The organism is Comamonas sp. AG1104 (assembly GCF_003350425.1).
Classification (GTDB): domain Bacteria; phylum Pseudomonadota; class Gammaproteobacteria; order Burkholderiales; family Burkholderiaceae_C; genus Comamonas; species Comamonas testosteroni.
The window spans coordinates 49776-75312 of sequence record NZ_QQAS01000010.1 but is presented as its reverse complement, the minus strand read 5'-3'; the positions used below and the strand labels follow the sequence as shown (position 1 = coordinate 75312).

22 protein-coding genes are annotated in these 25537 nt (G+C 64.4%); 10 read left to right on the top strand and 12 right to left on the bottom strand.

All coding sequences use genetic code 11. The features are described from left to right. Positions 1-167: 167 nt before the first annotated feature. Both DFO48_RS22170 and DFO48_RS22165 read left to right on the top strand, forming a co-directional pair. Positions 168-1151 carry a proteasome-type protease gene (locus DFO48_RS22170; protein ID WP_003078832.1) on the top strand — a complete coding sequence of 328 codons (984 nt, stop codon included), beginning with the start codon at positions 168-170 and terminating at the stop codon, positions 1149-1151. Positions 1152-1211: 60 nt separating this feature from the next. Continuing rightward, complete coding sequence (locus DFO48_RS22165; protein ID WP_003078830.1) at positions 1212-2087, top strand: alpha/beta fold hydrolase; 876 nt, start codon at positions 1212-1214, stop codon at positions 2085-2087. A gap of 136 nt (positions 2088-2223) precedes the next feature. On the opposite strand, the gene DFO48_RS22160 is transcribed toward DFO48_RS22165, so the two are convergent. Then, the gene (locus tag DFO48_RS22160; RefSeq protein WP_003078828.1) at positions 2224-3048 is read right to left on the bottom strand and encodes an undecaprenyl-diphosphate phosphatase; all 825 of its coding nucleotides are present in this window, start codon (positions 3046-3048) and stop codon (positions 2224-2226) included. A 213-nt stretch (positions 3049-3261) separates the two neighbouring features. On the opposite strand from DFO48_RS22160, the gene DFO48_RS22155 reads away from it, so the two are divergent. Then, positions 3262-3540, top strand: coding sequence for a PsiF family protein (locus DFO48_RS22155; RefSeq protein WP_003078826.1), 279 nt, complete (start codon positions 3262-3264; stop codon positions 3538-3540). Between the two features lie 74 nt (positions 3541-3614). Here DFO48_RS22155 and DFO48_RS22150 read toward each other — a convergent pair whose 3' ends face one another. Both DFO48_RS22150 and DFO48_RS22145 read right to left on the bottom strand, forming a co-directional pair. Then, a complete protein-coding gene (locus tag DFO48_RS22150) occupies positions 3615-4874 on the bottom strand; it encodes a PepSY domain-containing protein (protein ID WP_114864779.1) in 1260 nt (419 codons plus the stop codon). Then, positions 4874-7063, bottom strand: a complete 2190-nt coding sequence (locus tag DFO48_RS22145) for a TonB-dependent siderophore receptor (RefSeq protein ID WP_003078822.1) — start codon at positions 7061-7063, stop codon at positions 4874-4876. The genes DFO48_RS22150 and DFO48_RS22145 overlap by 1 nt, the downstream gene beginning before the upstream one ends. A 282-nt stretch (positions 7064-7345) precedes the next feature. Here DFO48_RS22145 and DFO48_RS22140 point away from each other — a divergent pair, with 282 nt between their 5' ends. The 4 genes from DFO48_RS22140 to DFO48_RS22125 are packed head-to-tail and all read left to right on the top strand — an operon-like array spanning position 7346 to position 9969. After that, positions 7346-7750, top strand: a complete 405-nt coding sequence (locus tag DFO48_RS22140; RefSeq protein WP_114864817.1) for a DUF2306 domain-containing protein — start codon at positions 7346-7348, stop codon at positions 7748-7750. 36 nt (positions 7751-7786) lie between these two features. Beyond that, positions 7787-8071 carry a 2TM domain-containing protein gene (locus DFO48_RS22135; protein WP_003078818.1) on the top strand — a complete coding sequence of 95 codons (285 nt, stop codon included), beginning with the start codon at positions 7787-7789 and terminating at the stop codon, positions 8069-8071. A gap of 24 nt (positions 8072-8095) precedes the next feature. Beyond that, entirely contained in the window at positions 8096-9157 is a 1062-nt protein-coding gene (locus DFO48_RS22130; protein WP_003078816.1) for a sensor histidine kinase, read from the top strand. Then, on the top strand, positions 9154-9969 hold the full coding sequence (locus DFO48_RS22125; protein WP_114864778.1) for a LytTR family DNA-binding domain-containing protein: 816 nt from the start codon (positions 9154-9156) through the stop codon (positions 9967-9969). Before DFO48_RS22130 ends, DFO48_RS22125 begins: the two co-directional genes overlap by 4 nt. Here the strand turns inward: DFO48_RS22125 and DFO48_RS22120 are convergent. Continuing rightward, positions 9956-10627: an ATP-binding cassette domain-containing protein gene (locus DFO48_RS22120; RefSeq protein ID WP_114864777.1), complete on the bottom strand. Its 672-nt coding sequence runs from the start codon at positions 10625-10627 to the stop codon at positions 9956-9958. The two genes, DFO48_RS22125 and DFO48_RS22120, sit on opposite strands and share 14 nt — an antisense overlap. 116 nt (positions 10628-10743) lie before the next feature. Here DFO48_RS22120 and DFO48_RS22115 point away from each other — a divergent pair, with 116 nt between their 5' ends. Further along, positions 10744-11109, top strand: a complete 366-nt coding sequence (locus DFO48_RS22115) for a hypothetical protein (RefSeq protein WP_114864776.1) — start codon at positions 10744-10746, stop codon at positions 11107-11109. A gap of 85 nt (positions 11110-11194) precedes the next feature. Continuing rightward, positions 11195-11713, top strand: a complete 519-nt coding sequence (locus DFO48_RS22110; RefSeq protein ID WP_114864775.1) for an SRPBCC domain-containing protein — start codon at positions 11195-11197, stop codon at positions 11711-11713. Between the two features lie 15 nt (positions 11714-11728). Here DFO48_RS22110 and DFO48_RS22105 read toward each other — a convergent pair whose 3' ends face one another. From DFO48_RS22105 to DFO48_RS22085, 5 genes are all read right to left on the bottom strand, one after another. After that, positions 11729-12052 (bottom strand): hypothetical protein, encoded by a 324-nt coding sequence (locus tag DFO48_RS22105; protein WP_003052881.1) that lies wholly within the window; start codon positions 12050-12052, stop codon positions 11729-11731. A 63-nt stretch (positions 12053-12115) separates the two neighbouring features. After that, on the bottom strand, positions 12116-13693 hold the full coding sequence (locus DFO48_RS22100; RefSeq protein WP_114864774.1) for an efflux transporter outer membrane subunit: 1578 nt from the start codon (positions 13691-13693) through the stop codon (positions 12116-12118). Position 13694: 1 nt separating this feature from the next. Next, on the bottom strand, positions 13695-16868 hold the full coding sequence (locus DFO48_RS22095) for an efflux RND transporter permease subunit (RefSeq protein WP_114864773.1): 3174 nt from the start codon (positions 16866-16868) through the stop codon (positions 13695-13697). Continuing rightward, the gene (locus DFO48_RS22090) at positions 16865-20065 is read right to left on the bottom strand and encodes an MdtB/MuxB family multidrug efflux RND transporter permease subunit (protein WP_114864772.1); all 3201 of its coding nucleotides are present in this window, start codon (positions 20063-20065) and stop codon (positions 16865-16867) included. Before DFO48_RS22090 ends, DFO48_RS22095 begins: the two co-directional genes overlap by 4 nt. 24 nt (positions 20066-20089) lie before the next feature. Next, positions 20090-21856, bottom strand: a complete 1767-nt coding sequence (locus tag DFO48_RS22085) for an MdtA/MuxA family multidrug efflux RND transporter periplasmic adaptor subunit (protein ID WP_114864816.1) — start codon at positions 21854-21856, stop codon at positions 20090-20092. A gap of 267 nt (positions 21857-22123) precedes the next feature. Between DFO48_RS22085 and DFO48_RS22080 the strand changes: the two genes are divergently transcribed. Then, positions 22124-22507 carry a nuclear transport factor 2 family protein gene (locus DFO48_RS22080; RefSeq protein ID WP_003078797.1) on the top strand — a complete coding sequence of 128 codons (384 nt, stop codon included), beginning with the start codon at positions 22124-22126 and terminating at the stop codon, positions 22505-22507. Between the two features lie 64 nt (positions 22508-22571). Here the strand turns inward: DFO48_RS22080 and DFO48_RS22075 are convergent, their stop codons facing one another. The 3 genes from DFO48_RS22075 to DFO48_RS22065 are packed head-to-tail and all read right to left on the bottom strand — an operon-like array spanning position 22572 to position 25382. Further along, positions 22572-23219: a CoxG family protein gene (locus DFO48_RS22075; RefSeq protein WP_003078795.1), complete on the bottom strand. Its 648-nt coding sequence runs from the start codon at positions 23217-23219 to the stop codon at positions 22572-22574. A 14-nt stretch (positions 23220-23233) separates the two neighbouring features. Beyond that, positions 23234-24475: a VWA domain-containing protein gene (locus DFO48_RS22070; RefSeq protein WP_114864771.1), complete on the bottom strand. Its 1242-nt coding sequence runs from the start codon at positions 24473-24475 to the stop codon at positions 23234-23236. Further along, positions 24462-25382 carry a MoxR family ATPase gene (locus DFO48_RS22065; protein ID WP_114864770.1) on the bottom strand — a complete coding sequence of 307 codons (921 nt, stop codon included), beginning with the start codon at positions 25380-25382 and terminating at the stop codon, positions 24462-24464. Before DFO48_RS22065 ends, DFO48_RS22070 begins: the two co-directional genes overlap by 14 nt. Positions 25383-25537 lie beyond the last annotated feature (155 nt).

Here is a 25537-nt window from a genome sequence, read left to right as displayed (position 1 = left end):
AGCCGGGCCTGGGCAGGGCATTGGCAACAGTGACAGGGCCGCCAACGGCACTATTAAAACCCTTCTAAAATCACGTGGCAGCCTACGTTTTAAGCTATCTATTTTGAAGCACAAAGCACTTGCTGCGCCTGGCATTCATACGTTTTTCATTATTGTCTTTATCACCCATGACATACTGCGTCGCCCTCAAGCTCAACGCCGGCCTGGTGTTTCTGTCCGACTCCCGCACCAATGCCGGACTCGACCAGATCAGCACCTTCCGCAAGGTCATGCTGTATGAGCAACCGGGCGAGCGCTTCATGGTGCTGCAATCGGCCGGCAATCTGTCCATCACCCAGTCGGTGCGCGAGTTGCTGGAGAGCTTTCAGCTGCACGACACGACCACGGACGAGATGCTGACCATCTGGAATGTGCGCAGCATGTTCGATGCCGCGCGCGTGCTGGGCGCTGCCGTGCGCCATGTGCATGAGCGCGAGGCCGCAGCCCTGCAGCGCGCCGGGGTGGACTTCAATGTCTCCATGATTTTTGGCGGACAGATCCAGGGCGAGCGCATGCGCCTGTTCCAGGTCTATTCGGCGGGCAACTTCATCGAGGCCACGGGCGAGACGCCCTACTTCCAGATCGGCGAATCCAAGTACGGCAAGCCCGTGCTGGACCGCGTCATCACCTCCGAGACCCCGCTGGACGAAGCCGCCAAATGCGCTCTGGTGTCCATGGACAGCACGCTCAAGTCCAACCTCTCGGTGGGCCTGCCGCTGGATCTGATCGTCTACGAGAACAACCGCTTCGCCACCGACCGCATTGTCTGCCTGGACGCCGACAACCCCTATCTGCGCATGCTGCACGACAGCTGGGGCGAGCGCCTGCGCCATGTCTTCGACAGCATCGACGATCCGGCCTGGGACGGCGGCCAGACCGATACGCCGATCCGCATTCACAGCCCGCGCGCCCATCCGCTGATCAAAGTGGGAGCCCCCGTTGCATCACGCTCGGCCCACGGGCTGGGTGCAGGCAATATCCCCCCCGCCGCGCTGCGCCAGCCCGTGGTGCCGGCTCAGGCCGGCCTGAGCATGGCCGATGAATACCAGCGCCTTCAGACGGCAGAAGAGCAGGCGCGCATGCAAAGACAGGCAGCCCTGTCCAAGCGCTAAACTGATCGACGCATCCAACGCCCCTTCGGGGCGTTTTTCCTGTCCAGCCCGTCCCGCGCCATGTCCCAACCCACTACCAGCACCAGCACGACGAACACCCTGCCCGTGGTCTTCGCGCATGCCAACAGCTTTCCCATAGGTACCTATCGCCTGCTGTTTTCGCTGCTGCGCCAGCGCGGTATCGAGGCTGGCGGCGTGCAGCGCTTCGGCCACGACCCGCAGCGCCCGGTCACCAACCACTGGCCGCATCTGGTGGACGAGCTCATCGAATATATCGAGCAGCAGGTCGAGCAGCACGGCCGGCCGGTCTATCTGGTGGGCCACTCGCTGGGCGGCATTCTGAGTTTTCAGGCCGCCTCCAAACGCCCCGATCTGGCGCGCGGCGTTCTGCTCATCGACTCGCCCCTGCTGGGCGGCTGGAAGGCGAACGCCGTGGGCCTGGCCAAGCAGACGCAGATCGTGGCCTCTGTCTCCCCCGGCAAGATCAGCCAGCGCCGGCGCACCACCTGGGCCAGCAACGAAGAGGCGCTGGAGTACTTTCGCGGTAAGAAGGCGTTTGCCCAGTGGCACCCGCAGGTGCTGCAGGACTATGTGCAGCTCGGCCTGGAGGACGACCAGGGCAAGCGCAGCCTGCTGTTCAGGCGCGAGGTGGAGACCGCCATCTACAACACCCTGCCCAGCAATCTCAACAATCAGCTCAGGCGTCACCCCGTGCGCTGCCCGGTGGCCTTCATCGGCGGTCGCTCGTCGGTGGAGATGCGCCAGGTGGGCATGGAGATGACGCAGCGCATCACCCGCGGGCGCATCACCATGCTGGACGGCGGTCATCTGTTTCCCATGGAGCGCCCCGAGGCCACAGCCGCCGCCATCGAGGCGTCGCTGCTCAATATGGAGCAGACCATTTTGCAGAAACTCGCGGCAAGCACTCATAAATAGATAGCTTCTTGCGCTTATCAGATAACGATTTCATCATCAAAACTATCTGAAATTCAATCAGAACAAGCGCTGTTAGCTATTAAAAAAGCCGCTTGCGATCACGCAAGCGGCTTTTTTGTGGGCAGCGCCAGGCAGCTCAATGGTGCCAGTCGACGATGCCGGTATAGGCCGTCACCAGCACGATGATGCCGAAAACGATGCGGTACCAGGCAAATGGCACAAAGCTGTTGGTGGAGATAAAGCGCAGCAGCCAGCGCACGCACAGCCAGGCGCTGATGAACGAGAAGATCAGGCCCACGGCAAACAGCGGCACATCCGCCATGGACAGCAGCGCGCGCTCCTTGTAGAGGCTGTAGACGCCCGCGCCGATCAGCGTGGGCATGGCCAGAAAGAACGAGAAGTCCGTGGCCGCCTTGCGCGACAGGCCCATGAGCATGCCGCCGATGATGGTGGAGCCGCTGCGGCTGGTGCCGGGCACCAGGGCAAAGCACTGCACCAGGCCGACCTTGAGCGCATCGAGAGCCGTCATATCATCCACCGACTGCACGCGGGTGGCGGCGGCGGGCCGCTTCTCGGCCCACAGGATCACGAAGCCGCCGAGGATGAAGGTGGTCGCCACGATGACCGGCGTGAACAGATGCTCCTGCACATATTTGCCGAACAACAGTGCCAGCACCACGGCAGGCAAAAAGCCGATGAGGACATTGAGCGCGAACTTTTGCGCCTGGCGGCTGCTGGGCAGCTCCACCAGCGTGTCCCGGATCTTCTGCCAGTACACCAGCATCACGGCAAAGATGGCCCCGGTCTGGATCGCAATCTCAAACACCTTGGCCTTGCCGCCGACAAAACCCATCAGCGAACCGGCCAGGATCAGGTGGCCGGTTGAGGAAATCGGCAAGAACTCGGTCAGCCCCTCCACAATGCCCATGATGGCGGCCTTGACCAGCAATAAAGTATCCACGCGAATCGTCCTTTGGATGCAGGGTTGAAGCAAAGCCGCCCATTATCCGCTCGCCATTTTCCCGCTCGCGCTCACAAGACCTTTTCCGGCCACCAATCGACAGACAATCGCAAACTTTTACAAGACACGGTCGGCGCTTCTGGGCAAAGTCACGCGCTTGTGCTGCAATAGCTGCGCGCCGGTTGTCGGCGTTTTTTCAAAAATCACACCATCATGAAAAAATTTGTGGTCCTGGCTGTCGTGTCCCTGGCCTGCAGCATGAGCATGGCTGCCGGCGACAAACCCAAAACCGCCCAGCAGCAGCTCATGGGCACCTGCAACACCGAAGCCACCGGCAAGAAGGGCGATGAGCGCAAGGAGTTCATGAAGTCCTGCCTGTCCGACGGCAAGAAGCGCCAGCAGGAACGCATGAAGAGCTGCAATGTCGACGCTGCGGGCAAAAAGGGCGACGAGCGCAAGGCCTTCATGAGCGAGTGCCTGAAGAAGGACTGAAGGGCCTGAGCGGCTTTGCCGCTCCCGCGCGCAGCGCGCAATGCACAAAGCCACCGCAGGGTGGCTTTGTGGTTTCAGGCTGAGGCAGCTGCCAGGGCCGTTCGCCGGGCACGGCGTTTTTTCCACCAGATGATGACGCCGGTGATGGACAGCATGGCCACCATCACGCCGACCACCGATATCAGCACACGTCCGAAGGTGCCCAGAATGCGGCCGCTGTGCAGCGGCAGCTGCAGCTGCACGAACACATCGGCCCCCGTGCCGTGCCAGGGGCGATAGCTGCCCAGCACCTCACCGCTTTCCGAGCTCACATAGACATTGGACAACCCCATGCCCATGGCCCCGGTTTCGTCGTCGGGATCGAAGAAGGACACGTTGTAGAACGGGAAATCCCCGCCATACCAGATGCCTCCGGCCTCGGTCTTGATACCCAGCCTCACCGCTTCCTGGCGCGCGATCTCGATGGCCGTGGCAAAGCCGATCTTGGGCTCGATAAAGCTGCCCAAAGGTGCCGGCTTGAGCGTCTCGTAGGGGCCGGGCGTGGTGGTCGAGACCTTGCTCATTACGGGATAGAACACCTCGCGGTAGAGATTGATCGAGAACGAGGTAAAGGCCACGATGACGATCACGCCCCAGATCCACAGCGCACCCGCGCGGTGCAGATCGAAGTTGAGCTTGTAGGCACCAGCGCCCCAGCGTATGCGCCAGGACGGCATCCAGCGTGCCCACCAGGACTTGCCGCCAGCCTTGGCGGGGGCGTCCTGCGCCCCGGCCGCAGCCGCCTTCTTCTTCACCGGCAGGGTCAGCACCAGCGCCCAGAAGCTGTCGGCCAGCCACAACAGCGCGAGACCGCCCATGAACCAGTAGCCCCAGCGGTTGCTGCCCGCAAACGTGGGGCTGAGCAGGCTTTCATGCAGATGGCGCAGCCAGGGCATGAGATTGCGCCAGCTCAGGGCCAGGCTCTTGGAGTCTCGGTGGCCGGTGATGGCTCCCGTCACCGGGTCCACGAACACCGTGTTGTAGCCCAGCACATGGGGCTTGCCCGTGCCCTGGTCCAGCAGCGGGCGCACCAGAAAGGAGGCCGCCTCGCCCTCGCGCAGGCCCAGGCTCATATACGAGATCTCGGCGCGCGCATCGGCCGCCTGCACGGCCTGGGCCAGTTGCAGCGGCGTCTGCAGCGGGCCGCGTCCCGGCGTGTGCAGCATGTCGGCGTTGAGCCAGTCGTCGATTTCATGATCCCACGAGAGCACCGCCCCCGTGAGACCGGTCATGACCAGAAAGGCCGCGAGAAACAGGCCGACCCAGCGATGAACCACAGTCCACAGAGCGCGCATCAGAAGTCCACGCTGGCGGTCAGCGAGAAGGTACGCGGCGCGCCCTGGACCAGATAGCCGTTGGTGGCGTAGCCGCCGACCGAGGCCCAGTAGTTGCGGTTGGCCACGTTGTCCACGCGTGCATTCAGGGTCACCAGCTTGCCGCCGACGTCCATCAGATAGCGGGCGCCCAGGTCAAAGCGGGTCCAGGCCGGCACGCGCTGGGTGTTGCCGGCATTGGCGTACTGCGCGCCGGTATACATCAGCCGTGCGTTCAATGCCAGGCCGCGCACGCCCGGCACATCCCAGTCAGCGCCGATATTGGCCTGGCTGCGGGGCACGCCCACCACGCGTTTGCCGTCATTGGCGCCACTCGCCGTGGTCAGGTATTTGGCGTCCAGCAGGGTCAGGCCGCCGAGCACGCGCAGGCCCTTGACGGGCTCGCCGAACACATTGAACTCCAGACCGCGGTTGCGCTGCTTGCCGAACACGCCGTAGACATTGTTCTGCACATAGGCGCTGGGCATGCTGGTGGTGAAGAAGGAGGCGCTGGCGCCGATATTGCCGCCGTCGTATTTGAGACCCACCTCCTTCTGGCGGGAGACATAGGGAGCGAACACCTGGCCAGCATTGCTGACGACCTGGCCCCCGTTGGTCATGGGCGCGCTGCCGCCCTTGGCCAGACCTTCAATGTAGTTGGCATAAGCCGACACCTCGGGGGTCAGCTTGAACACCAGGCCCGCCACCGGAGTCACGCGGCTCTTGTCGTAGCTGCCCGAGCTTGCGCCCGTCGTGGCATCGAAACCGTCGACCTTGATGCTCTGGTAGCGCATGCCCACTGTCAGCAGCAGGCGCTCGTCCATGAAGCCCAGGGTATCGGCCAGCGCCAGGCTGCTGGTCTTGATGCGCTCGGTCTCGCGCGGGCTGCCCAGTATGCCGCCCAGTCCGGTATAGCCAGGCGCAGGCAGGGCCACCGGGTTGTAGATGTTGTTGCTCTGGCCGGTTGCGTAGTTGTAACCCCAGGCATTGCGCTCGCTGGAATCGAAGGCCGACAGGGAAGCCACCACCGAATGCTTGACCGAGCCGGTCTCGAACTTGCCGCGCAGCCCCAGCTCGCCGGTCTTGACGCGGTTCTTGCGGGTGTTGTCGAAGCGGTTGACCGTGGCATCGCCAGCCGCGCTGGACAGCGTCAGGCCCGACAGCGCGTTGTCCTCGCTGCCCCGGCGCATGCCCACAGCGGCCCAGCCGGTCCATTGGTCATTGAAGTCGTATTCCCCGCGCACCGTGCCGAACAGGTCGCGGCTGTTGGAGTAGGTCCAGGGCTGGGCGTAGTTGGTCTTGCTGTCAGGAGCTGCCGGAATGGGCAGATTGCCCGAAGGTGTCAGCGATGGACGCGGCGCCGTCAGCTTGTGCTCCTGCCAGCCCAGATCGGCCGACAGGCGTGCACGGCTGCTGCGCCAGTCCAGGCCCAGCGAACCGACAGTGGTGTGGACCTTCTCGTTGCTCACGCCGGTGCCGCCGCTGCGACGCGCAAGATTCAGGCGTACACCGGCTGCATCATCGGGGCCGAAACGGCGCGCCACATCGGCAGCGGCGTAGGTCTGGCCGCCGCTGGCACCGCCCAGGGTGACACGATTGAGCGGCTCGTTGCCAGCGCGCTTGGGCACCACATTGATGAGGCCGCCCAGACCGCCGCCGCTGACGCTGCCCGCACCCGCACCGCTGAGAAAGGCATTCGCTCCGCGAAACACTTCCACACGCTCCACGAACTCCGACGCCATGTACTGGCGCGGCACCAGACCGTACAGGCCGTTATAGGCCACATCGTCGGAATACAGCACAAAGCCGCGCACAAAGTAGGCCTGCTGGAAGTTGCCGAAGCCGCGCGCCGAGCGCACGCCCGCATCGTTGAGCAGCACATCGCCCACGCTCTTGGCCTGCTGATCCTGAATCAGATCGCTGGTATAGCTGGTGGCGGAAAACGGGGTCTCCATCATGTCCTGGTTTCCGAGCACGCCGACACGCGCGCCGCGTGCCACCTGCCCACCCGCAAAAGGCTTGGCCAGACCCTGGGCCGAAGCATCGGCGCTGGCCTCCACGGTCACGGTCTGCAGGGCAGCTTCTGATTCAGCGCTGGAAGTCTGGGCAAAAACACTCTGCTGGCTGCACAGTGCGAGGGCAGCCAGGGAAATCGGTCGGAGCAGGAACATTATTGAAGTTATTGAGAATGATTTTCAGAATCGTTAATTTTAGTAATCAATCTCATTGCCGGTATCAAACACCCTGAAATTTCAACGGGATCCAAGGCAGGCTGCATGCCCTGACGCTGCTGCGTGATATGTGTGCGCGCACAAACAAACACAAGCAAAACCAGTACACCACTCACACCTGCTGAGGTGCAGCTGGCTCCCGTGTCTGGTCATTTCGTCGCAAAGCGCTGGTCGGCAGCAGGCCCGGCTTGCACAGTCATGTGCAACCACCAGGAGCCAGCCATGCAACTCACGCCCTTGATTGCCTTTCACATGGGTTCCGCCATCGCGGCCACTCTTGCCGGAGCCATCGCCCTGTGGGCCAGGCGCCATGCCAGCCCGCTGCCCTGGCTGCACAGAATCGCAGGCTATGGCTTTGTGCTGCTCATGCTGGCCACTGCCATCTCCGCATTGTTCATACGCGACTTCAAGCTGCCCAACTGGGCAGGCTTCACGCCCGTTCATCTGCTGATCCCCGTGACGCTGGGAGGCCTGGCCTTGTCTTTCTGGCATCTGGCCCATCGACGCATTGCCCAGCACCGCAGCGTCATGCGCAAGCTGTACTTCGGCAGCTGCGTCGTCGCGGGACTGTTCACGCTGCTTCCGGGCCGGCTGCTCGGCAATCTGCTGTGGCAGCAATTGGCCTGAAACCCACCCTCATTCCACGCTCGACAAGAAAAAGACATGAACCCGATCTCTGAAGACGCTCTGCACCGGCAGGCACGCCGCCGCGCCGGCATGAAGCTGGGCTGGTATATCCATGCTGCGGTCTATGCCGCAGTGAATCTGGGACTGATGGCCCTGGCTCTGAGCCAGGGACGGCACTGGGCCGTCTACCCGGCTCTGGGCTGGGGCCTGGGCCTGCTGATTCATGGAGTCGTGGTCTGGCTGCTGGCGCCCGGCAGTCCGCTCTTTCAGCAACTGCTGGAGCACGAGCTGAAAGCGCTGCAGCGCAGCGAAAAGCGCTAGATGCCAGGCCCCCCATCACCTACCATGCCCGTCATGTCCATGTTTGCGCCCGCTCCCCTCTTTCGTCACGCCGGCATCACCGTGGCTGCCTGTCTGCTGATCGCTGCGGCCCTGACGGCACTCGGCCAGGGCCTGTGGGATGTCAACCTTGCCTATTCGCTGACCATCGGCCTGATCAGTTGGCTGAGCATCGATCTGCTAAGGCTGCGCTGGCGCGAGTCCGACGACATTCCCTGGCCGCGCGGCATGCGCGGCATGGCCGTGGTGCCGCTGGGAATTGCAGCAGGTCTGGTTCTGGGCAATCCGCTGGGGCACCTTTACGTTCAGCAGTTCCATCCCGAACTGCCAGCCGCAGCCCGGCCCTCCCTATGGCTGCCGCTTGCCATCACCATGGCGACCAGCATTGCCATGTCCTGGGGCTTTTACGTGGTGGGCAAGTCGCGCCATCTGCAAATGCAGGCAGAGCAGGCCCAGCGCCAGGCCGCCGAAGCCCGGCTCAGCCTGCTGCAGGCCCAGCTGGAGCCGCATATGCTGTTCAACACCCTGGCCAATCTGCGTGTGCTGATCGCCACCGATGCGCCACGCGCCGAGCAGATGCTCGATCATCTGATTGCCTACCTGCGTGCCACGCTGGCCGGCTCGCGCAGCGGCACCCATAGTCTTGCCAGCGAATTTGCCTTGCTGGCCGACTATCTGGCCCTGATGCAGATCCGCATGGGCGACCGGCTCAGCTATGGCCTGCATCTGCCCGCTGAACTGGCCGAACTGCCCGTGCCAACCCTGCTGCTGCAGCCGCTGGTGGAGAACAGCATTCGCCACGGACTGGAGCCCCAGCTGGCCGGCGGCCACATCGCCGTTCAGGCAAGCATGCTGGATGACCGCCATCTCCTGCTCAGCGTGCATGACAATGGCCTGGGCCTGCCAGTGCGGCCTGGCCAGCCGCCTTCCGGCTCCGGCTTTGGCCTGCAGCAGATTCGCGAACGTCTGGCCAGCCGCTACGGCGGCACTGCCCGCTTCGATCTGACAGCAGACAGCGCAGGCGGAACCAGGGCCTGCATCGTATTACCCCTGAAGTCCCAGCCATGAACACCAGTCCGCCGCGCGCCCTGATTGCCGAAGATGAACCGCTGCTGGCCCTGGCATTGCAGCAGTTGCTGGGCCAGCTCTGGCCCCAGTTGCATATCGAGGCCAGCGTGGCCGACGGCATCAGTGCCGTGCAGCAGGCGCTGACTAGACTGCCCGATCTGCTGTTCCTGGACATTCGCATGCCTGGCCAGACGGGGCTGGAAGCCGCCGCCGAAATCGCCGATGCCTGGCCTGAGGAGCAAGCACTGCCGGCGATTGTCTTTGTCACCGCCTACGACCAGTACGCCCTGGCGGCCTTCGAGGCCTGCGCCATGGACTATGTGCTCAAGCCGGTGCAGGCGGCGCGCCTGGGCCAGACCGTGCAGCGCCTGCAGCAGTGGTGGCAGCAGCGCCAGCAGGTACAGGGCACGGACCTTGCCATGCACAATCACCGTCAGCTCGAACAGCTGCTCGGGCTGCAGCAGCAACTGCTGGGGCAGGGCCCCGCCGCCCTGCAGATCATTCAGGCCAGCATCGGCAACCAGATCCATATGGTGAGGGTGCAGGACATCATCTACCTCGAAGCCGCCGACAAATACCTGCGCGTGCTGACGGCCGCTCAGGAGTATCTGATCCGCACTCCGCTCAAGGATTTGCTGCCGCAGCTGGACGCCCGCGAGTTCTGGCAGATCCATCGCGGCACCGTGGTGCGCGCTCAAGCCATTGCCAGCGCCCAGCGTGACGAGTCCGGGCGCCTGAGCCTGCTGCTGCGCGAGCGCCCTGAAAAGCTGGCCGTCAGCCGTCTCTACGCAGCGCGCTTCAAGGCGATGTAGCCAGCTCCATCACATCCTCCCACTCCACACCCTGCATGGCATCCCAATGCGCCACGATGACGCTGCGGGGCCGCGCCGGGTTCTTGAGCTCGGCGGACATGGCAGCCAGCGCATGCTGCACATAGCGCTCGGACGGCTTGTCCAGCGCCGCCAGCGGCTCGTCGATCAGTACCAGCTCGGCGGCGCTGGCCCAGCCCGCTGCCATCCACAGCTTGCGCTGCGTGCCCGAAGACAGGGCCAGCAGCGGCTTGTGCAAATGCGGCTCCAGCCCGAAGCCCTGCACATGCTGCTCGAACTGCTTCTGCGACCAATGCGGATACAGCGTGCGCTGCAAAGCCACCCAGCTCTGGGCCGACATCTGGCTGTAGACATCGTTGAGCGGCTGGCGCGGGTCCTGCCAGAAGCAGGAACTGGCAGCCAGGCGGCCGTTGTCGGCGAACGGATAGTGCAGCAAGCCCATGCGCAGGGGCAATTGCCCGGCCAATGCCTTGAGCCAGCTGGTCTTGCCCGTGCCCTCGTCGCCCTGCAGCAGGCACAGCCCGGCATGCCAGCAATGCGAGGCCTCCTGGGCCACAACGCGGCCGGGGTAGCCAAAGCTCACCTGCAGGGCCTGCACCATGCAGCGAGATTCGCAATCTTCATCGATATCAGAATTCATAGCTGACAATGCCTTGTATATCTAGGTGTACGGCTGTTTACTGCCAAAGAACCCACAGCCAAGCGAGAAGCAAGGCACAGGCACAATGACGTCCCCTCAATAGCGCGCAATATGCCATGGCCCTGGATTATCTGGAATTCGATTACAGCGAAGATGAAGAAGGCACGGGCACCTGGGACGCAATGGCCAGCGTCAAGGCCGAGCGCGTGCCGGAACTGACTGGCGAAATCGAAGCTCTGCTGTGCTGGGCCAGCCAGAAGTTTGCGGGCCGCCAGGGGCCCCTGGAAGATGGCAATGACTGGGACTATGACCTGCAGGCGCAGGACGACGACGGCGAGCCCTTGAGCGCCCGCTTCGACAAGGCGGCAGGCAAGCTGGAGCTGCAGGCCTCGGCCATGGGCCGCACCACGGTCAGCCTCTGTCTTTCGGGCTCCACCCAGTTCGGCGATGCACTGCGCCAGGCCTTTGACCTCGAAGCCTGACATCCAAGCCAGAGACTGCGGCACTTGAAGTCAGGTGCGCACTGTGCACAATGGACGGCTCCAAGCGATTTGCAAAGGCAATGCCATGACCGAGCGACTCTCTGCCCCGTTTGTCATCGAGCAATTCATCAAGGCACCGTGCGAACTGGTCTACGCGGCCTTCACGCAAGGCGAGCACCTGAGCCACTGGATGCGCCCACCGGGTATGGTGATGACGCAATGCGAAGTGGATGCACGCGAAGGAGGCAGCTTTCATTACGGCATGCGTGCCGAGGCCATGCCCCAGGCGCCTGCCATGTGGGGCAAATGGAGCTTCAGGGAGCTCAAAGCGCCCGAGCGCATTGTCGTCGTGGTGCAGTTCAGCGATGCCGCCGGCGGTGTCACGCGCCACCCGATGGCGCCGCAATGGCCGCTCCATACCTTGTCGACCACCACGCTCAGCGAGGAAGCTGGCGGCACGCGCCTGCATCTGGAGTGGCGCGCCCTCAACGCAAGTGCCGTGGAAGAAGCGGTGTTCGACAGCTCGCACGCCAGCATGAACATGGGCTGGAGCGGCAGCATGCAGTTGCTGGCCGGCTATCTGGCCAAGGTACAGGCGGCCTAGTCAGCCATTTCCGGCCTAGCAATCCATATCCTGGCGCTGCCTGGGCGGCTCGGCCGCATTTCTGCGACTGGCCCCGGCACGCCCGGCCTTGCTCCACTGATAGTCCACTCCGTCGGGCGTCTTGCCGTCCTCGACCGCAGACACGCCCACAGGCCCGACCATATCGCGCAACTCCGACGAAATCACCACATGGGCATGGCGCTCGTCCTTGCGCAGTTGCTGGCACAGGGCCAGCGCCTCGCTCATCTGCGCATCGGAGAAGGCCCGGCATTGCGGCTGCCAGACCGGTGTCTGGCCCTCGGGCTCGGAATTGCGCAGGTAGAAAACAGCAATGCTCATGGTTTGATCTTCACAACAACAGAGCCACCGTTGTAACCCAGACCACAAGCCTGCACGACGCGCTCACTCTTTGCGCTGCCCCGCATCCAGCGACTCCCAGCGCCCTGCCACATTCTTGAGCAAGGTGTTCACGGCCGTCAGCCTGCGGTTTCTGACGCTGTTGAGGCTGTTCTGGGCGCTGAGCACCGTCGTCTGGGCCGAGAGCACATTCAGATAGGCCACGATGCCGGCCTGGTACTGGTTGTTGGCCACGGTCAGCGATTTCTGCGCTGCGGCCAGGGCCTCGGTCTGCACCTGCTCCTCCTGCGCCAGATTGACGGCGGCGACCAGGTTGTCCTCCACCTCCTGCAGCGCCGTCAGCACGGTCTGCTTGTAGGTGGCGGCATTCAGGTCCAGCGCGGCACGGGCCGATTCCACGGCCGCCGAACGCGCGCCGCCGTCAAACAGACTCATGGCCAGGGCCGGGCCCAGCGACCAGAACAGATTCGGTGCATTGAGCAGATCGGAGAGCACGGAGTTGCGATAGCCGGTCGATGCCGACAAGGTCAGCGAGGGGAAATAGGCCGCACGCGCGACGCCGATCTGCGCATTGGCCATGGCCACGCGGCGCTCGGCAGCAGCGATGTCGGGGCGCCTCTCCAGCAAGGAGGAGGCCAGCATCTCTGGCACTGCAGGCGGCGTCGGCAGGTGGCCGGTCACCGGCAGGCTGAAATTGGCCGGAGCCTTGCCCAGCAAGGCCGCCAACGCATGCTCGTACTGGGCACGCGTGATGCTGGCCTCCAGCAGGCTGGCCTGGGTGCTCTTGTACTGGGACTGGGCCTGGGCCACATCGGCCGACGACACCACGCCCGCCTGGTAGCGGTTCTGCGTGAGCTTCAGGCTTTGCTCATAGGCCTCAAGGCTCTCCTGCAGATACTTCATCTGCGCCTCGGCGGCACGCAGCGAGAAATAAGTCTGGGCCACCGATGCCTGGGCCGACAGACGGGCAGCAGCCAGATCGTCGGCACTGGCCTGGGCCGAAGCGCGGCTGGCGTCCACCGCGCCCGAGAGCTTTCCCCAGAGATCCAGCTCCCAGCTAGCGCTCAGGCCCAGCGAGAAGTTGTTGTTGATGCTGCCGCTGCGCGCCACGTTCTCGCCGTTGGTGTTGCTGTAGGTGCCGCCGCCGGTCAAGGCACGCGAGCCGCTGCCCGTGGTGCTGAGCGTGGGCAATTGCGCGGCGCGACTGCTGGCAACGGCCGCCTGGGCCGAGCGCAGACGAGCCACGGCCTGCTCCACGCTGGGATTGCCTGCGGCTGCCGCTTGCTGCAGCTGATCGAGCGTGCTGTCGCCATACACCGTCCACCACTGATCGGGCACTGCCGCGGCCGGGCTGGCCGCCGAGCTCTGCGCCGGTTGCCAGATGCCGAACTGCGCCGCCTCAGGCGTGGCCTCCTTGAACTGGGCCGGCACATCCAGCCGAGGCGGCTGATAGGCTGGCTGGGTGGAACAGGCCGCCAGCGCCAGCGCCGTGGCAAGCGGCAGCAGACGCGGCATCCAGCGGGGCAGTGCCCGGGGAGAATTCTTCATAAAAGTGAGCTTCTTACGCTTACCCTGATTGAGGTTGAAGCCGATTTGATTCAAAAACTGTGCTGGCATATTCATCTCACTTCGCCTCAGCCATGGCAGAGGCCCGGCCGCCGCGCCTTCTGGCCGGACGGCGCGCCCAGAGGCGCAACACACGCAGACGCACACGGTCCAGCAGCACATAGACCACGGGCGTGGTGTAGAGCGTGAGCAACTGGCTCAGCAGCAGACCGCCCACGATCGCAATGCCCAGGGGCTGGCGCAGTTCGGCACCGTCGCCCCGGCCCAGGGCCAGGGGCAGCGCACCGAACAGGGCTGCCATGGTGGTCATCAGAATGGGGCGCAGGCGCAGGTGGCATGCGCGATAGATGGCCTGGGCCGCCGTGGCATGGCCGCCTTTCTCGCGCTCCAGCGCGAAGTCGATCATCATGATGGCGTTCTTCTTGACGAGGCCAATCAGCAGGATCACGCCGATGAAGGCGATCAGCGAGAACTCGGTCTTGAACCACATCAGCGCCAGCAGCGCCCCCACGCCGGCCGAGGGCAAGGTGGACAGAATCGTCAGCGGGTGGACCAGGTTCTCGTAGAGGATGCCCAGCACCAGATAGATGGTGATGATGGCCGCGAGAATCAGCAGGGGCTGGCCCGCCAGCGCCTGCTGGAAGGCCCCGGCCGAGCCGCTGAAGCTGCCGCGAATGGACACCGGAACGCCCAGCTCCAGCATGGCATTGCGGATCGCGTCATTGGCCTGCGACAGCGAGACATTGGGCGCCAGGTTGTAGCTCACGGTGCTGGCCGGCGTGCCGCTCTGGTGCTGCACGGACAGCGGCGTGGTCGAGGTGGTGATCCTGGCAAAGGCCGTCAGCGGAATCTGCAGGCCCGCACTGTTGACGAAGAAGAAGCCGCGCAGCGTCTCAGGGCTTTGCAGATACTGGGACGAGGCCGTCATCACCACACGGTACTGGTTGAGCGGGTTGTAGATCACGCCCACCTGGCGCTGGCCGAAGGCATCGTTGAGCGTGTTGTCGATCTGCGCCACCGTCAGGCCCAGGCGCGTGGCCTGGTCGCGGTCTATGACCAGCTTGGTCTGCATACCGTTGTCCTGCACATCGCTGTTGACATCGGTCAACTCCGGCAGGGTGGACAGCACCTGACGGATGCGCGGCTCCCACAGGCGCAGCTCGGCCGTATCGTCGGCTTGCAGCGTGTACTGATAGGAGGACATGCTCTGGCGCCCGCCGATGCGCACATCGCTCTGGGTCATCATGAACAGGCGCGCGCCGGGTTCGTCCTTGAGCTTTTCACGCAGGCGGTTGATGACCTCGTCGCTGGACACCTTGCGCTCGGCCATGGGCTTGAGCGACATGAACATATTGGCCGAATTGGCCTGGCCGCCGCCGGTAAAGCCGGTCACATACTCCACCGCCGGGTCCTGCTGCACCACATCGAGAAAACGCTTGATGCGGCGCTCCATGGCCTGAAAGGACGTGGACTGGTCGGCACGGATGAAGCCCATGACGCGGCCCGTGTCCTCGCTGGGCATGAAGCCCTTGTCTATGGTCTGGTAGAGATGGATGTTGAGGCCGATGACCGCCACCAGACTGAGCAGCACCACCGGCTGGTGGCGCAAACCCCAGGCCAGGGTGCGGCGGTACAGCGCCGTCACACGCGCCTCGAAGCGATCCATGGCCAGCGAGACGCGCAGCCAAAAGGCATCCCAGCGGCGCGTGAACGGGCGCCGGGCACGCTCGGCGCGGCGGCGCTCCTCCTCTGCCGGTGTGCGCAGCAGGGCCGCACACATCATGGGCGTGGTGGTCAGCGAGATGATCATGGAGACCAGAATCGCCGCCGACATGACCACGGCAAATTCACGAAAGAACCGCCCCACGATGCCGGCCATGAACAGAATGGGCACGAACACCGCAATCAGCGACAGGCTCATGGAGACCACGGTAAAGCCGATCTCGCGCGCGCCTTCGATGGCTGCCTGCATGGCGGTCTTGCCGCGCTCCATGTGGCGCATCACGTTCTCCAGCACCACGATGGCATCGTCCACCACAAAGCCTGCGGCCACCGTCAGCGCCATCAGCGAGAGATTGTCCAGCGTGTAGCCGCACAGATACATGACGCCGAAGGTGCCCATCAGTGAGGCAGGCACGGCCACAGCCGGAATCAGCGTGGCGCGCAGCCGGCGCAGAAAGACGAACACCACCATGATGACCAGCGCTATCGAGATCAGCAGCGCGTTCTGCACCTCCTTGACCGAGGCGCGCAGCGTGGGCGTGCGGTCCGAGATCACCGTGACATCGATGGCCGGATTGATGGAGGCCCTGAGCTGGGGCAGCATGGCGCGCACCTTGTCCACGGCCTGCAGGATGTTGGCATCGGGCTGCTTGAACACCTGCAGCAGCACGGCGGGCTTGCCGTTCATGACGCCGTAGTTGCGTATGTCCTGCACGGAGTCGGTGACATCGGCCACATCGGACAGCCGCACCGCATTGCCGTTGTTCCAGCGCAGCACCAGCGGCGCGTACTCGGCGGCGGTGCGAGCCTGGTCGTTGGTCGCAACCTGCCAGTAATGGTCTTCACGCTCCACGGCGCCAAGGGGGCGATTGGCATTGGTGGCGGTGATGGCCGTGCGCACCGCATCCAGCGATACGCCGTTGGCGGCCAGCCGCACCGGGTCCAGCTCCACCCGCACGGCCGGCAGCGCGCCGCCGTTGATCGATGCCTGACCCACACCCTCCACCTGGGCCAGCTTCTGCGCCAGCACCGTGGAGGCCGCGTCATACATCTGGCCGCGCGTGAGGGATTCGGACGTCAGCGCCAGAATCATGATGGGCGCATCGGCCGGGTTGACCTTGCGATAGGTCGGGTTGCCCGGCATGCCCGAAGGCAGCAGCGTGCGCGCCGCATTGATGGCGGCCTGCACATCGTGGGCCGCGCTGTCCACCGTGCGCGTCAGATCGAACTGCAGCGTGATGCGCGTGCTGCCCATGCTGGAGCTGGAGGTCATCTCGTTGACGCCCGCAATCGCACCCAGGGCGCGCTCCAGCGGCGTGGCCACGGTGGCCGCCATGGTGTCCGGCGCCGCGCCGGGCAGGCTGGCGGTCACCGAAATCGTTGGATAGTCCACCTGAGGCAGCGGTGCCACCGGCAGCTGGAAATAGGCCACGCCGCCCACCAGGGCCATGCCGATGGTCAGCAGCAGGGTCGCAATGGGCCGGAAGATGAAGGGCGTGGAGATGCTCATGGACGCGCCCCGTCCTGGCCGCCGTCGCCTGCCCCGCCCATGACTTCGGCTTCGGAATGCGGCACATGCTTGACAGCCGGCAGGCCGCGCCTGGTGCGCCAGCCCTCGGCCCAGCTTTCAAAGGTCAGATAGATCACCGGCGTGGTAAACAGGGTCAGCAACTGACTCAGCAGCAGGCCGCCCACCAGGGTCACGCCCAGGGGCTGGCGCAGCTCGCTGCCCACGCCCGTTCCCAGCATCATGGGCAGCGCGCTCAGCAGGGCTGCCAGCGTGGTCATGAGAATCGGGCGGAAGCGCAGCAGACAGGCCTGGAAGATCGCGTCGCGCGCATTCATGCCTTCCTCGCGCTGGGCGTCCAGCGCGAAGTCGATCATCATGATGGCGTTCTTCTTGACGATGCCGATCAGCAAGATGATGCCGATGATGGCGATGATGTCCAGGTCCAGCCCCGACACCAGCAGCGCCAGCAGCGCACCCACGCCCGCCGACGGCAGTGTGGAGAGAATCGTGATCGGGTGAATCGTGCTCTCGTAGAGCACGCCCAGCACGATGTACATGGTGATGATGGCGGCCAAAACCAGCAGCAGGGTGTTGGACAGCGAGGCCTGGAAAGCCAGCGCCGCGCCCTGGAACTGCGTATCCACCGACAGCGGGATCTGCCCCTCGTCGCGCAGCTGTGCAATGATGGTCTGCGCCGCCTCCACCGCATGACCCAGCGACACGCCGGATGCGGTGTTGAACGAAATGGTGGCCGCAGGCAGCTGCCCCACATGGTTGACGGCCAGCGCCATCGGGCGCTCGCTCACCGTGGCAATCGAGGACAGCGGCACCGGTGCGCCATTGCTCGATGCAGCATAGATGTTCTGCAGGGCTTCGGGCCCGATCTTGAACTGCGGCGCCACCTCCAGCACCACACGGTACTGGTTTGACTGCGTGAAGATGGTGGAGATCAGGCGCTGGCCGAAAGCGTTGTAGAGAGCCGAGTCCACCGACGAGACCGTCACGCCCAGACGGCTGGCCTGGGCGCGGTCGATCTGCACATAGGCCTGGCGGCCCTGGTTCTGCAGATCGCTGCTCACATCGAGCAGCTGGGGCAGTTGCTGCAAACGCTCCACCAGAATCCTGGTGCTGGCCGTGAGCTGACTCATGTCCGGTGAGGACAGCAGCAGCTGGTACTGCGTGCGGGCCTGGCGGTCCTCTATCGTCAGATCCTGCACGGGCTGGGCATAGAGGCGGATGCCGGGCACCGCCCGGGAGTCCTCGGCCAGGCGGTTGAGCACCACGGGCAGGCGCTCACGCTGGGCATGGGGCTTGAGGTCGATCTGGATGCGGCCGGTATTGAGCGTGGTATTGGTTCCATCGACGCCGATAAACGAGGAGATGGAAGCCACGGCCGGGTCCTTGAGCAAATGCTCGGCCAAAGCCTGCTGGCGCTCGGCCATGGCGGCAAAGGAGATGGACTGATCGGCCTCGGTGGTCGCGGCAATCGTGCCCGTATCCTGCTCGGGGAAGAAGCCCTTGGGCACGACGAAGTACAGCAGCACCGTGACCACCAGCGTGGCGATGAACACCAGCCAGGTCAGCTTGCTGTGATCCAGCACCCAGGTCAGCATGCGCCCGTACCCGGCAATCACCTTGTCGAAAAAGCGCCCGACTGCAGCGCCCAAGCCCCCGGACTGCGCCTGATTCTTCTCGCCCTCGGGCTGGTGGCGCAGCAGGCGCGCGCACAGCATGGGGGTGAGCGTGAGCGAAACCACGGCAGAGATCAGAATCGCCACCGTCATGGTGATGGCGAATTCGTGGAACAGACGTCCCACCACATCCCCCATGAACAGCAGCGGAATCAGCACTGCGACCAGCGAGATGGTCAGCGAGATGATGGTGAAGCCGATCTGCTTGGCGCCCTTGAGCGCGGCCTGCATGGGCGGCTCGCCCTTTTCCACGTAGCGGGCGATGTTCTCGATCATCACAATGGCATCGTCCACCACAAAGCCCGTGGCGATGGTCAGGGCCATCAGCGTGAGGTTATTGATGGAAAAGCCCGCCAGATACATGACGCCGAAGGTGCCTATCAGAGACAGCGGCACCGCCACACTGGGAATCAGCGTGGCCGATGCGCTGCGCAGAAACAGGAAGATCACCATCACCACCAGGGCGATGGCCAGCGCCAGCTCGAACTGCATGTCCTTGACCGAGGCGCGAATGGTCACTGTGCGGTCGGTCAGCACCTGCACGTCAATGGAGGCAGGCAGGGTCTCCTTGAGCTGGGGCAGCAGGTTCTTGATGGCATCGACCGTCTCGATCACGTTCGCGCCGGGTTGACGGCGGATATTGAGGATCACGGCCGACTTGGAGCCGGTCTCGGGCGTGCCCGACCAGGCGGCCAGACGCGTGTTCTCGGCGTCGTCCACGGTCTGCGCCACATCGGACAGGCGCACTGGGTTGCCGTTCTTGAACGCGATGATGAGGTTGCGGTATTCGGCCGCCGACTGCATCTGGTCGTTGGCATCGATGGTCGATGCGCGGTTGGGGCCGTCAAAGCTGCCCTTGGCGGTCTTGACGTTGGCCGCAGAGATGGCGGCGCGCACATCATCCAGCGTCATGCCGAAGCTGGCCAGCGCAGCCGGGTTGGCCTGAATGCGCACAGCAGGGCGGCGCGCGCCGGCAATGGCCACCAGGCCCACACCCTTGACCTGGGAGAGCTTGGGCGCGAGGCGGTTCTCCACCAGATCGTTGATCTTGATGACGGGCAGCGAAGGCGAGCTGATGGCCAGCGTCAGCACCGGCGCATCGGCCGGGTTGACCTTGCTGTAGAGCGGGGGCATGGGCAGGTCGCTGGGCAGCAGATTGGTGCCCGCGTTGATGGCGGCCTGCACCTGCTGCTCGGCCACATCCATGGACATATCGAGCGCAAAGCGCAGACTGATCACCGATGCACCGCCCGAGCTTGTCGAGGACATCTGGTCCAGCCCCGGCATCTGGCCGAACTGGCGCTCCAGAGGAGCCGTGACGTTGGAGGTCATCACATCGGGGCTGGCCCCCGGATACAGGGTGGTGACCTGAATCGTGGGGTAATCCACCTCGGGCAGGGCCGAGATGGGCAGCAGACGGTAGGCGAGAATGCCCGAAATCAGCACCGCCACCATCAGCAAGCTGGTGGCGATGGGCCTGAGAATGAAGAGGCGCGAGAGATTCATGATGGCCGCAGGCTTTGACTATGCTCAGCGGCCCGTGCCGCCGGCGGCCGTGCCGGTCTGACCATTGGCTTCGCGCTCGGCGCGCAGCTTCTGGAAGAAGGCGCGACGCTCTTCGGGCGACAGGGCCTCCAGCTTGGCGCGCTGCTCGGGTGTCAGCTGGGGACGGTCACCCCGGCCCTCGGCTCTCTCGGCTCGGCCCTCGCTGCCGTCACCACGCTCGGCGCCGGCCTGAGGCCTGGCCTCGTTCCCAGCTGCAGGCTTGGCATCCGGCTTCGCATCGGCCTTGGCGTCCGGCTTGGAGGGACTGCCCTGCGCCTCACGCGGCTGATCGCCACGGGCGTCCGCACCACGGGGGCCTGGGCCCGCATTGCCGCCACTGCTGCCATTACCGCCGCGCTCGGCGCGCAGCTTCTGGAAGAACTCCTTGCGTTCCTCGGGCGTCATCTTGGCGACTTTTTCACGCTGCTCGGGACTGAGGTTTCGCATCATGCCCCGCGGCTGGTTGGCGGCATCCTGCACGGCCTGGTCGACCTTCTTGACTTTTTCGGAGTCCACCACCGTCACCTGGGCTCCTTCGCGCAGGCGGTCGATACCGTCGGTCACCACCTTGTCGCCGGGCTCCAGCTCGCCGCGCACGCTGACATAGTCACCGTCCGTCACGCCCACGGTGATCTTGCGCTGAGTGACCGTGTTGTCGGGCTTGACCAGATAGACAAAATTGTTCTGCACCGCATTCGCGGGCACGACCAACGCCTGATCGATCTGGCGCAGCTGCAGCTTGACGTTGACGAACTGATTCGCGAACAGCTTGCGCTCGGCATTGTCGAACGAGGCCTTGGCCTTGACCGTTCCCGTGGTCGTGTCGATGGTGTTGTCCAGCGCATTGAGCTGGCCCTTGGCCAGCATCTGCTTTTGCTCGCGGTCCCAGAGCTCTACGGGCATGAGCTTGCCCTCGCGCAACTGCTGGGCCAGCGTGCCGACATGGGCTTCGGGAATGGAGAAGACGGCGTCGATGGGGCGAATCTGGGAGATCGTCACCAATCCGTTGGTATCAGAAGGATTGACCACATTGCCGAGGTCGGCCTGGCGCAGGCCCAGGCGACCCGAGATGGGAGCCGTGATCCTGGTATAGCTCAGCTGCAGCTTGGCCGCATCGACCTGGCCCTGGTCAGCCGCCACCGTGCCCTGCAGCTGGCGCACCAGCGCGGCCTGGGTATCGACCTGCTGGCGGGCAATCGAGTCCTGGGCCTGCAGTTCCTTGTAGCGCTGCAGATCCAGCTGCGCATTCTTGAGCTGGGCCTGGTCGCGTGCCAGAGAGCCCTGCACCTGCGCCAGCGAGGCAGCAAAGCTGCGCGGGTCGATCTCGGCCAGCAACTGACCCGCCTTGACCTCGTCACCTTCCTTGAAGTGCAGCTTGAGCAGCTCCCCCGAGACCTTGGCGCGCACCACGGCCGTGGCGCGTGCATTCATGGTGCCGATGGCGCTGACGAGCACGCGCATGTCGCGTTGCTCCACCACGCCTACGCTCACGGGCTGAGCCTGGCTCATGCCACCGGGGCCGCCCGGCCCTGCGCGACCATTGCGCCCTGCGCGTGCACCGGGCCCGCCCGCTCCCTGCTTGGGAGCTGCGGACGCAGACGTGTCACCGCTTGCACCCTGTTTTTGCGTGTACCACCAATAGCCACCGCCAGCGGCAGCCACAGCGAGCACCACACTGGCAAGAATCGCGGGCCGGACCTTGCCCTGCTGTAAAGAATGACGATTGAGGTGCAATTTGGATGAGCTGGACATGGTTGAGCGCAGGAATTTCGAGCCTGAATTGGCGCCAATGGTATCCAGTTGCAATCAAACCCCGGGTCAGGCAGCGCCGGCTTTGCCTGCATTTACCCCCGCTTTACCTTGGGTTTACCTGCTGAAGTTCCCCATTCGGAGACTTAAACAGTGCTGACTTTCATAGCAGCAATGACGGTGTTTTCAGGCCTCATGCTTGGCGGCTGACACTGCCATTGCTGCGTCCGCCATGCGGCGCAGGGAATCCGGCTCCAAGGAGAAACCCATATGACCACCGAACGCCTGACCAATCACCCTGAAGAAGCCGCCGTGCGCGTGCCGCTGGAGCTGTACATGCGCGGCCATGCCGAAGACAATGCCGAGCATATGCGTGCAGCCTTCATGCCCACGGCCCGGCTGGAGTCCGTGCGCGAAGGCCCGCTGACTTCCTGGGATCTGGACTTCTACTGCCAGCGCTTCAAGAACACGCCTGCTGCCGACGAAGCCACGCGTCGCCGCGTCATCGACTCCCTGGACATCGTGGGCACGGCCGCCATGGCCAAGGTCACGCTCTTCCATGGTGCCGTGACCTTTACCGACTACTTTGTGCTGCTCAAGACCGAGCAGGGCTGGAAGATTGCCAACAAGGCTTTCCACGCCCAGCCTCAGTAAGGCGAAGCCACCTGCACCCAGCCCCTGGCCTCAGGCTCAGGGGCTTTTTTTATTCACGCGCTGGTCAGCGGGTCAGCAGCCAGAGCGCGCCCAGCACGATGACAGCTCCCAGGCCCCAGGCCCAGACGGGGATGCCAGACGATTCGCGCGGTGGCGCCGAAGGTGTGGCGTCCAGCGGGGCGTAGCTGGTGGAAGCCGCGTCGTGCTCCCAGGAGCGTGTATCCAGCTCCTCTGAACCGCCTTCGTCTTCGGGGTTCTCGCTAGCGTGGCGCTGCTGCATCAAGGCTTCGAAGCGCGCAAAGAAATCCTCGGCCATGCTCTTGGCTGCACCGTCGATCAGGCGCTGGCCCAGCTGGGCAATCTTGCCGCCGACCTGGGCCTGCACCTCGTACTGCAGCTCGCAGTGGCGCTCATCGGTGGGAGTCAGATCCACCTTGGCCTGGCCTTTGCCAAAGCCGGCCACTCCGCCCTGCCCTTCAAAGGCGATCGTGTAGCTCTTGGGCGGCTGCACATCCGACAGCGTGACCCGGCCGTTGAACTTGGCCGATACCGGACCGATCTTCACGGACATGATCACGGCATAGGAGCCATCGCCCGCATCCTCGAACTTCTCGCAGCCGGCCAGGCATTGCTGCAAGGTTTGCGGATCGTTGAGCGCCTCCCAGGCCTGCTGCTGGCTCACGGCAAGAGGGCGGCTGGCATGCATTTCCATGGTGTTCTCCTTTTTCAATCTCGGTGCGGCAGCTGCAGCAGCTTCGCAAGGTGGGCAGCCAGTTGCTGCAACGACTGCAGGTTGTGCACGGCCAGCATGGCATGGCTGTGACGATGCAGTACCTGCGCGCCTTTGGCCAGCGGTGCATACCCGTCAAAGCGCAACAAGGGGTTGAGCCAGACAATGCGCGCGCTGTGCCGTGCCAGCCACTGCAGCTCCCGCTCCAGCAGCGCACTGTCGCCGGTATCCAGCCCGTCGCTGACCAGCAGCACCAGGGTACGCCTGCCCACCAGATGGCGCGCCTGCTGCCGGCGCAGCTGCGCCAGGCATTCCCCCAGGCAGGTACCGCCGCCGAAATCGTCAATGTCGCGATTGAGCTGGGCCAGCATGGCATCGGGGTCGCTGTGAGCAAAAGCCCGGTTGAGCTCCTGCAGGCAGGTTCCCATGCTGAAAACATGGCGGCGCAGCTGCGGATAGCGCCGAGGGCTGGTGGCCTGGTGCAGAAATGCCAGCAACAGACGCACATAACGCTCCATGGAGCCCGACACATCGACCAGCGCCAGCCAGGGCATGGGCAGCCGCTTGCGCCTGCGCCATTTGAGCAGTGCCAGCTCGCCGCCCGTGACTGCCGCAGCTTTCAGGCTGGCGGGCCAGTGCACCCGCAGTCCCGAGGCGCGCAACTCGCTTCTGCGACTGCGATAGCTGGGCAGCGGCAAACGGATATCGCGCGCCAGTTGCTGGACCAGGCGGTACTCGCTGGCACTGAGCTGATTGAAATCCGCATGCTGCAGCCTGTGCCGGTCGCTGGCCGACATGGCGGCATCCAGCGTCAGCTCCTCGCTCGCAGTTTTTTGCTGTGCGGCACGAATCGCCGTCAAGGCCTCCTGCACACGCGGCCTGTGACGCGGCCTGGCAGCCTCCGGCGCGCCCGGCAGCAACTGGCTCAAAAGCTGCTGGGCCACCTCGGGGTTGCGGAAGTAGGCCGCAAACAGCTCGCGAAAGACCGCCAGGTCCTGTTCACGCGAAACCAGCACAGCCTCCAGCGCGGCAGCCACGTCCTCACGCCTCATGCCCACCAGCATCAGGCCTTGCTGGGCCAATGCCAGGCGCTCGGCATCCACCGCCAGCCCCGCGCGGCGCAGGGCTCGGCCAAACCCCAGCAGATTGACGGGTAGCTTGCCGCTGCGAGCATCGCCCCACCAGCTCACGCTTGCGGGTCGGACTGGCGACTGCGCTTGCAGCTCAGGCTGTGGCATCGGGCTCCAGCAATTGCTGCAGACGCTCTGGCGTGAGCGCCGCCACGTCTTCACGCTGCTTGAACAGAATGCCCGCCGTCTCGTGCACCAGCTCGGGGTCTATGACCAGGGTGTCGAGCGCCACCAGCGCCTTGGCCCACTCCACGCTTTCGGCAATGCCGGGCGTGCGCTCGAATGCATCGGCAAACGGGCGGCTGCGCAGCCGGTCCACAAAACGGGCGATCTGCTCGGTCAACGCCGCCCCGGCTTCGGGTACCTTGGACTGGACGATGGCCAGCTCGCGCTCGCGCTCGGGGTAGTCCAGCCAGTGGTAGAGGCAGCGGCGCTTGACCGCATCATGCAGATCGCGCGTACGGTTGCTCGTGAGAATGGTGACGGGCGGCACCTGAGCCCGGACGACCCCGAGCTCGGGAATGCTGACCTGGTACTCGCCCAGATATTCGAGCAAAAAGGCCTCGAAAGGCTCGTCGGCCCGGTCCACCTCGTCAATCAGCAGCACCGCGCCGGGCGCGGGTGCCTGCAGGGCCTGCAGCAAAGGGCGGCGCACCAGATAGCGCGGCTGATAGACCTCCTGCTCGACCGCTTCCAGCTCCGCCGCGCCCCGCAGCTCGGCCGCGCGCAGATACAGCAGCTGCGCCGCGTAATTCCACTCATACAGCGCTTCGCGCTGCTCCAGTCCGTCATAGCACTGCAGCCGGATCAGCTGCCGCTCCAGCACCTGGGACAGCGCCTGGGCCAGCGAAGTCTTGCCAACGCCCGGCTCGCCCTCCAGCAGCAGGGGCCTCTGCAGCCTGAGTGCCAGAAACACGGCCGTGGCCAGACGCCGGTCCGCAAAATAACCCACCTCCTGCAAGGCGGCGAGCAGCCCATCCACCGACTGCAGAGCGCTCTTCACTTCGGTATTCATAGCTGCCTGCACTTTATCCATATAGACCAGAGCCAGTTTTCTTCAAGATTCAGTACAAAACCAGGCGAGGGCGCTCTGCAAGAAAGAGACAGCAAGCAAGGGCCGCCCCGCAGCGAGGCTGCTGCCCCCCTCTAGCAAAGCGAGAGAGGGGAAAG

Bases quoted from the DNA above. Each gene is read 5' to 3' on its own strand.
- DFO48_RS22140 (WP_114864817.1), top strand. From the start codon at position 7,346: ATGCAACTCACGCCCTTGATTGCCTTTCACATGGGTTCCGCCATCGCG.
- DFO48_RS22100 (WP_114864774.1), bottom strand. From the start codon at position 13,693: ATGAATATGCCAGCACAGTTTTTGAATCAAATCGGCTTCAACCTCAAT.
- DFO48_RS22090 (WP_114864772.1), bottom strand. From the start codon at position 20,065: ATGAATCTCTCGCGCCTCTTCATTCTCAGGCCCATCGCCACCAGCTTG.
- DFO48_RS22170 (WP_003078832.1), top strand. From the start codon at position 168: ATGACATACTGCGTCGCCCTCAAGCTCAACGCCGGCCTGGTGTTTCTG.
- DFO48_RS22065 (WP_114864770.1), bottom strand. From the start codon at position 25,382: ATGAATACCGAAGTGAAGAGCGCTCTGCAGTCGGTGGATGGGCTGCTC.
- DFO48_RS22145 (WP_003078822.1), bottom strand. From the start codon at position 7,063: ATGTTCCTGCTCCGACCGATTTCCCTGGCTGCCCTCGCACTGTGCAGC.
- DFO48_RS22135 (WP_003078818.1), top strand. From the start codon at position 7,787: ATGAACCCGATCTCTGAAGACGCTCTGCACCGGCAGGCACGCCGCCGC.
- DFO48_RS22080 (WP_003078797.1), top strand. From the start codon at position 22,124: ATGACCACCGAACGCCTGACCAATCACCCTGAAGAAGCCGCCGTGCGC.
- DFO48_RS22155 (WP_003078826.1), top strand. From the start codon at position 3,262: ATGAAAAAATTTGTGGTCCTGGCTGTCGTGTCCCTGGCCTGCAGCATG.
- DFO48_RS22105 (WP_003052881.1), bottom strand. From the start codon at position 12,052: ATGAGCATTGCTGTTTTCTACCTGCGCAATTCCGAGCCCGAGGGCCAG.
- DFO48_RS22095 (WP_114864773.1), bottom strand. From the start codon at position 16,868: ATGAGCATCTCCACGCCCTTCATCTTCCGGCCCATTGCGACCCTGCTG.
- DFO48_RS22075 (WP_003078795.1), bottom strand. From the start codon at position 23,219: ATGGAAATGCATGCCAGCCGCCCTCTTGCCGTGAGCCAGCAGCAGGCC.
- DFO48_RS22120 (WP_114864777.1), bottom strand. From the start codon at position 10,627: ATGAATTCTGATATCGATGAAGATTGCGAATCTCGCTGCATGGTGCAG.
- DFO48_RS22070 (WP_114864771.1), bottom strand. From the start codon at position 24,475: ATGCCACAGCCTGAGCTGCAAGCGCAGTCGCCAGTCCGACCCGCAAGC.
- DFO48_RS22165 (WP_003078830.1), top strand. From the start codon at position 1,212: ATGTCCCAACCCACTACCAGCACCAGCACGACGAACACCCTGCCCGTG.
- DFO48_RS22115 (WP_114864776.1), top strand. From the start codon at position 10,744: ATGGCCCTGGATTATCTGGAATTCGATTACAGCGAAGATGAAGAAGGC.
- DFO48_RS22130 (WP_003078816.1), top strand. From the start codon at position 8,096: ATGCCCGTCATGTCCATGTTTGCGCCCGCTCCCCTCTTTCGTCACGCC.
- DFO48_RS22125 (WP_114864778.1), top strand. From the start codon at position 9,154: ATGAACACCAGTCCGCCGCGCGCCCTGATTGCCGAAGATGAACCGCTG.
- DFO48_RS22085 (WP_114864816.1), bottom strand. From the start codon at position 21,856: ATGTCCAGCTCATCCAAATTGCACCTCAATCGTCATTCTTTACAGCAG.
- DFO48_RS22110 (WP_114864775.1), top strand. From the start codon at position 11,195: ATGACCGAGCGACTCTCTGCCCCGTTTGTCATCGAGCAATTCATCAAG.
- DFO48_RS22150 (WP_114864779.1), bottom strand. From the start codon at position 4,874: ATGCGCGCTCTGTGGACTGTGGTTCATCGCTGGGTCGGCCTGTTTCTC.